Here is a 6,148-nt window from a genome sequence, read left to right as displayed (position 1 = left end):
CCCACCCAGGCGTCGGCGGTGTCGGCCAGGCCGTCCAGGTGCAGGGCGCCGCTGAAGGCCACCCACACCGCCAGCAACAGAGCGGCGTGCAGCAGCAGGTAGGTCTCGCCGAAGAAGTAGCCCAGGGCATAGAGCCCGCCGCCCATCAATGCCCCTACCAGCGGGTAGAACAGGGTGGCGCGGCCGAACTGCTCGGGCGTGGGCACCTCGCCCAGGCGGATCGGGATGCGGCTGAGGAACTGCAGGGCGATCAACGGCAGGAACAGGTTGCTCATCGGGGCGCGCTCGCGGCGGACTCGACCGGTTGGATGCTCCAGCCGCCGGCCTGCGGCTCGATGCGCAGCGCCAGCCGTTCGCCGTGGGCGACGCTCACCTGCAGCAACTGCTCGCGCGGCAGGCCCAGGGCGCGTGCGCCGAGCAGGCGCATCACGCCGCCATGGGTCACCAGCAGCAGGTGCTTTCCGGCATGCGTCGCGTACAGCCGCTCCAGGGCCGCGAACACCCGCGCCTCGAAGGCCGCGAGCGGCTCGCCGCCCGGCGGGGTGAAGGCGTAGGGGTCGTTCCAGAAACGGGCTAGCGCATCGCTATCAGTCTCCATCAGCTTAGCTGCGCAAAGCCCTTCCCACTCGCCGAAATCCAGTTCGCGCAGGTCCGCCTCCAGGTGCAGCGGCAAGCCGCTGGCGGCGGCCAGGCGCTCGGCGAAGGCCGCGCAGCGGCGCAACGGCGAGCTGACCAGGGCGTCCCAGGGCGAGGCCAGGCCCAGGCCGGCCTGCATCTGCGCCCAGCCGGCGGCGGTCAGGGCGTCGTCCAGGCGGCCGCGGAAGCCACCGCCCAGCTCGGTTTCGCCGTGGCGCAGCAGGTCCAGGCGCAGGCTCATGCCGGGCGGTCCGACACCGCCGCCTCGGCGAAGGTGGCCATCTCGGCGTGCAGCCGGCAGGCCTGGCGCAGCAGCGGCACGGCCAGGGCGGCGCCGCTGCCCTCGCCCAGGCGCAGGCCGAGGTCCAGCAACGGCTGCGCCTCCAGGGCCCGGAGCACGCGCTGGTGGCCGGGCTCGGCGCCGCTGTGGGCGAACAGCAGCCAGTCGCGGCACTGGGGGTTGAAACGCACCGCGCAGAGCGCCGCGACGCTGCAGATGAAGCCGTCCACCAGGGCGACGATGCCCTTCTGCGCGCAGGCCAGGTAGGCGCCGGCCAGGGCCGCCACCTCGAAGCCGCCGAGGCGGCACAGGGCCTCGAAGGGCTCGGCGCAGTGCGCGCCATGCAGGGCCAGGGCGCGCTCGATGACCTCGGCCTTGTGCGCCACGCCCCTGGCATCCAGCCCGGTGCCCGGGCCGACCAGGGACACGGCGCGTTCGCCGAGCAGGCCGCAGGCCAGGGCGGCGGCGCAGGTGGTGTTGCCGATGCCCATCTCGCCGCCGATGAACAGCTCGCTGCCGGCCTGCTGCGCGCGGCGCACGGATTCGCGCCCGGCCTCCAGGGCGATCAGACACTGCGCGGCGGTCATCGCCGGCTCGCGGGCGAAGTTCAGGGTGCCGGCGCCGACCATCAGGTGCAGTACGCCGGGCAAAGGCTCCAGCGGCACGGCGGTGCCCAGGTCGATCACTTCCAGGCGTGCGTCCAGTTGGCGGGCCAATACGCTGATGGCCGCGCCGCCGCGCACGAAGTTGCGCAGCATCTCGCCGGTCACCGCCTGCGGGTAGGCCGAGACGCCCTCCTCCACCACGCCGTGGTCGCCGGCGAACAGGGCGATCCAGGTGTGATCCAGGCTGGGCCGCTCACGCCCCTGCAGGCCGGCGAGGGTGATGGCCACCTCCTCCAGGCGGCCCAGGGCGCCGCGCGGCTTGGTCAACTGGTCCTGGCGCGCGGCGGCCTTGTCGCGCGCCACGCGGTCCACGGGTTGGCATGGCTCGCGCCACCATTGCAGGCTCATACGGGGTCTCCCTTGAGGGTCATGGGCAGGCCGGCGACGGTGAACAGCACCCGTTCGCTGACCTCGGCCAGGGCCTGGTGCAGCCAGCCGGCCTCGTCGACGTAACGCCGCGTCAGCTCGCCCAGGGGCACCACGCCCAGCCCGGTCTCGTTGCTGACCAGGATGATCCGCCCGGGCAGCCCGGGAAGCGTGGCCAGCAGCTCATCGATTTGCGGTTGCAGGTGCGCGCCGTCGTCGGCGAGCAGCAGGTTGGTCAGCCAGAGGGTCAGGCAGTCCACCAGCAGGCAGCGGTCCGGCGCGGCGTGCTCGGCGAGGACCCGCGCCAGGTGCAGCGGCTCTTCCACCAGGCCCCATTCGGCCGGACGGCGTTCACGGTGGTGGCGGATGCGCGCGGCCATCTCGCCATCGCCACTCTGCGCGGTGGCGAAATAGGTGACCGGCAGGCCGCTGCCCTGGGCCAGGCGCTCGGCCAGGCGGCTCTTGCCGGAACGGGCGCCGCCGAGGATGAGTTCAAGCATTGGGGTTCTCCGGGGAAGTCTTGGCCTGTAGGGGGCGCGGCGGTGCTGGTTCGCGAGCAAGCTCGCTCCTACGAAGAGCAGCAGCTTCGTAGGATGGGTGGAGCGAAGCGATACCCATCTCAAAGACCGCACAGGGCTTTCAGTTTGGCGGTATCCAGATACGCCTCCACCTGGTCGGCCAGGCGCTCGATGTCGCGCTCGCGCAGCCCGTGATAGTCCAACGGCTGCACTTCGCCCAGGCCGGCCCAGCGCAGCAATGCGGCACAGGCGTCGGGGGCCTCGAACAGGCCGTGCAGGTAGGTGCCCATGACCTGGCCGTCGGCGCTCAGCGCGCCATCGCAGCGGCCGTCGTCGAGCCGTACCGCCGGGTTCTCCAATGCGGGCCCTGTGGTGACGCCGGCGTGAATCTCGTAGCCGCCGACCTCGGCGTCTTCCAGCGCCAGCCGGCCGCGCACGTTGCGCAGCTGCTTCTCCGGCTCCAGCACCGTGTCCAGCGCCAGCCAGCCGAGGCCGGCGCTGTCGCCGGCGGCACCCTCCAGGCCGTGGGGGTCGGACAGCGTGCGGCCGAGCATCTGCAGGCCGCCGCAGATGCCCAGCAACTTGCCGCCATAGCGCAGGTGGCGCTCGATGGCGGCGTCCCAGCCCTGGGCGCGGAGGAAGGCCAGGTCCGCGCGCACGCTCTTGGAGCCGGGCAGGATGACCAGGTCCGCCGCCGGCATGGCCTGGCCGGGGCCGACGAAGGTCAGCTGCACCTGCGGGTGCAGGCGCAGCGGGTCGAAGTCGGTGTGGTTGCTGATGCGCGGCAGCACCGGCACCACCACCTTCAGGCTTTCCCCCGTCTTGGCGGCCTGGCGGACGTCAATGGCGTCCTCGGCCTCCAGGTGGAAGTCCATCAGGTACGGCAGCACACCCAGCACCGGGATGCCGGTGCGCTCTTCCAGCCAGTCCAGGCCAGGCTGCAGCAGCGCGATGTCGCCGCGGAAGCGGTTGATGACGAAGCCCTTCACCCGCGCCCGCTCGCTTGCCGAAAGCAGTTCCAGGGTGCCGACCAGGTGGGCGAACACGCCGCCGCGGTCGATGTCGGCGATGAGGATCACCGGGCAGTCCACCGCCTCGGCGAAGCCCATGTTGGCGATGTCGTTGGCGCGCAGGTTGATCTCCGCCGGGGAGCCGGCGCCCTCCACCATCACCACCTGGTAGGCGTCGAACAGGCGCTGGTGGGATTCCAGCACGGCCTGCTTCGCGACCCGCTTGTAGTCGTGGTAGGCGGCGGCGTTCATGCTGGTCACCGCGCGGCCGTGGATGATCACCTGGGCGCCCACGTCGCTGTTGGGCTTGAGCAGCACCGGGTTCATGTCGGTGTGCGGCGCCAGGTGGCAGGCCTGGGCCTGCACCGCCTGGGCGCGGCCGATCTCGCCGCCGTCGGCCGTCACCGCGCTGTTCAGCGCCATGTTCTGCGGCTTGAACGGCGCCACCGCCACGCCCTGGCGGCGCAGCCAGCGGCACAGCGCGGTCACCAGGGTGCTCTTGCCGGCGTCGGAGGTCGTGCCTTGCACCATCAAAGTAGTGCCTTGCGCCATCAGGGGGGTCATGGGGTGCTCCATTGCCCGAGGGCGCTGGCCAGGCGCGCCCAGCCGGCTTCGTCGGCGGGCAGGCCAAAGCGCAGGCTCGGCGGGGTGTCGAAAAGGCGCACGAGGATGCCGCGGCGGGCCAGGTGTTCGTGCAGTTCAGCCGCCCGAGGGTAGGCAAGCCACTGGAACAGCGCGGTGCCCTGGGTCAGCAACCGGTGGGTTTTCAGAAGCGCGGCCAGGCGCGCGCCGGCCTGTTCCAGTGCAGCGCGGCGTTCGTCTTGCAGCGCGTGGTCGGCCAGCGCGCGTTGCGCCACCCAGCGGGTCGGCCCGCTCACCGCCCAGGGCCCGAGCAGTTCGGCCAGGCGTGCCAGCAGCGCCGGCTCGGCGAAGGCGAAGCCCAGGCGCGCGCCGGCCAGGCCGAAGAACTTGCCCAGCGAGCGCAGCACCACCAGGCCCGGCCGGCCGCCGGCCAGGGGCAGCAGGCTGTGCCCGGGGGCGCAGTCGATGAAGGCTTCGTCCACCACCAGCCAGCCGCCACGAGCATGCAGGCGCGCGTGCCAGGCGAGCAGGCGTTCGGCGTCGAAGCGCCGGCCGGTGGGGTTGTTCGGGTTGACCAGCAGCAGCACGTCGAGCTGGTCGATCAGCCCGTCCACCTGCTCGTCGGCCAGAGCCAGCAATTCATGGCCGTGGCGTTTCCAGGCCGCCGCGTGTTCGGCGTAGCAAGGCGCGAGCACGCCGACCCGGCCGGGCGCGCGTAGGCGCGGCAGGGCCTGGATCGCCGCCTGGCTGCCGGGCAGCGGCAGCAGCGAATCGCAGCCGTAGTAGTCGCGCGCGGCCTGCTCCAGGCCGTCGTCGTCCTCGGGCAGGCGCTGCCAGGCGCTGGCGGGGATGTCCGCCACGGGCCAGGGCCAGGGCGCGATGCCGGTGGACAGGTCGAGCCAGTCGGCCAGGTCGATGCCGTAGCGATGCGCCGCCGCGCGCAGCTTTCCGCCGTGCTCAAGCATGCAGCAACGCCCCCAGGCCGAGGATCGCCAGCAGCCACAGCAGCACGCCCTGGCGCACCAGGGCCAGGGCCCGCCAGATGTCGCGGGCGCCCGGCGCCGGGCCTTCGCCCAGTTGCGGGCGCTGGTACAGTTCGCCGTGGTAGACGGCATTGCCGCCCAGGGCCACGCCGAGCGCACCGGCGCCGGCGGCCATCACCGGGCCGGCGTTGGGGCTGTCCCACTGCGGCGCCTGTATGCGCCAGCTGCGCAGGGCCAGGCGGGTATTGCCGAGCAGCGCGTAGGTCAGGGCGACCAGGCGCGCGGGGAGGTAGTTGAGAGCGTCGTCGATCTTCGCCGCGGCCCAGCCGAAGCGTTCGAAACGCGGGTTGCGGTAGCCCCACATGGCGTCCAGGGTGTTGCTCAGGCGGTACAGCACCACGCCCGGCGCGCCGGCCACGGCGAACCAGAACAGCGCGGCGAACACCGCGTCGCTGCCGTTCTCCAGCACCGATTCGGTGGCGGCCTTGGCCACCGCGCTGCCGTCCAGTTCGGCGGTCTCGCGGCTGACCATGTAGCCCACGCGCTTGCGTGCCTCGGGCAGGTCGCCCTGGCGCAGCGCCAGCGCCACCGGCTCGGCGTGCTCGCCCAGGCTGCGCAGGCCGATGGCGGCGTAGAGGGCGATGGCGGAGACTAGCCAGCCGAGATGCGGGAGCAGAGTCAGCAACCAGGTGATGAAGGTCAGTGGCAGTACCGCCAGGGCCCAGGCGGTGACGCCGTGGCTGCGCCAGCCTAGGCCGGGGGTGTTGCTGTCGGGAAGTACGGAGTTGGGCGTAGCACCCTCTCCCCAACCCTCTCCCTGACGGGAGAGGGGGCTATCCGTGCCAACCGTCGACAATGGCACTCGGGCTCGGTTGAAGCGGCGCTCCAGGCGATCGGCCAGGCGCCCGAAGGCCACCAGCGGGTGCCAGCGTTTCGGCTCGCCCAGCAGGCCGTCCAGGGCCACGCCGGCGACGCTCAGCAGGGCCAGGCTCATGGGCGTTCCCCCCAGTGGTTCTCGTAGAGCAATTCTTCCAGCGGGCGCGGCTCGCGCCAGCCCTCCAGGGCCAACATGGGCGCTGGGTAGAACGCCTCCACCGGGCCCAGGCAC

General features: G+C 72.3%; 7 protein-coding genes and 1 pseudogene. All 8 read right to left on the bottom strand.

Translation table 11 applies throughout. The features are described 5' to 3' along the window. Positions 1 to 275, bottom strand: a 275-nt coding sequence (locus DK254_RS26160) for an adenosylcobinamide-GDP ribazoletransferase (RefSeq protein WP_177412131.1), incomplete at its 3' end; no start/stop codon positions are given. Then, the gene (gene cobC, locus DK254_RS26155; RefSeq protein ID WP_109936156.1) at positions 272 to 877 is read right to left on the bottom strand and encodes an alpha-ribazole phosphatase family protein; all 606 of its coding nucleotides are present in this window, start codon (positions 875 to 877) and stop codon (positions 272 to 274) included. The genes DK254_RS26160 and cobC, both read right to left, overlap by 4 nt. Further along, positions 874 to 1,929, bottom strand: coding sequence for a nicotinate-nucleotide--dimethylbenzimidazole phosphoribosyltransferase (gene cobT, locus DK254_RS26150; protein WP_109936155.1), 1,056 nt, complete (start codon positions 1,927 to 1,929; stop codon positions 874 to 876). Before cobT ends, cobC begins: the two co-directional genes overlap by 4 nt. After that, complete coding sequence (gene cobU, locus DK254_RS26145; RefSeq protein ID WP_109936154.1) at positions 1,926 to 2,447, bottom strand: bifunctional adenosylcobinamide kinase/adenosylcobinamide-phosphate guanylyltransferase; 522 nt, start codon at positions 2,445 to 2,447, stop codon at positions 1,926 to 1,928. Before cobU ends, cobT begins: the two co-directional genes overlap by 4 nt. A gap of 119 nt (positions 2,448 to 2,566) precedes the next feature. Beyond that, positions 2,567 to 4,027: a cobyric acid synthase gene (locus DK254_RS26140; protein WP_109937303.1), complete on the bottom strand. Its 1,461-nt coding sequence runs from the start codon at positions 4,025 to 4,027 to the stop codon at positions 2,567 to 2,569. Between the two features lie 8 nt (positions 4,028 to 4,035). Next, the gene (gene cobD, locus DK254_RS26135; RefSeq protein ID WP_109936153.1) at positions 4,036 to 5,022 is read right to left on the bottom strand and encodes a threonine-phosphate decarboxylase CobD; all 987 of its coding nucleotides are present in this window, start codon (positions 5,020 to 5,022) and stop codon (positions 4,036 to 4,038) included. Continuing rightward, the gene (gene cbiB / locus DK254_RS26130; RefSeq protein ID WP_109936152.1) at positions 5,015 to 6,034 is read right to left on the bottom strand and encodes an adenosylcobinamide-phosphate synthase CbiB; all 1,020 of its coding nucleotides are present in this window, start codon (positions 6,032 to 6,034) and stop codon (positions 5,015 to 5,017) included. Before cbiB ends, cobD begins: the two co-directional genes overlap by 8 nt. Then, positions 6,031 to 6,148: pseudogene (locus tag DK254_RS26125) on the bottom strand (5,6-dimethylbenzimidazole synthase); the annotation flags it as partial. The gene cbiB and the pseudogene DK254_RS26125, both read right to left, overlap by 4 nt.

The organism is Pseudomonas sp. RW407 (assembly GCF_003176655.1).
Classification (GTDB): Bacteria; Pseudomonadota; Gammaproteobacteria; order Pseudomonadales; family Pseudomonadaceae; genus Pseudomonas; species Pseudomonas delhiensis.
This window is presented reverse-complemented; position numbering and strand designations above follow the sequence as displayed.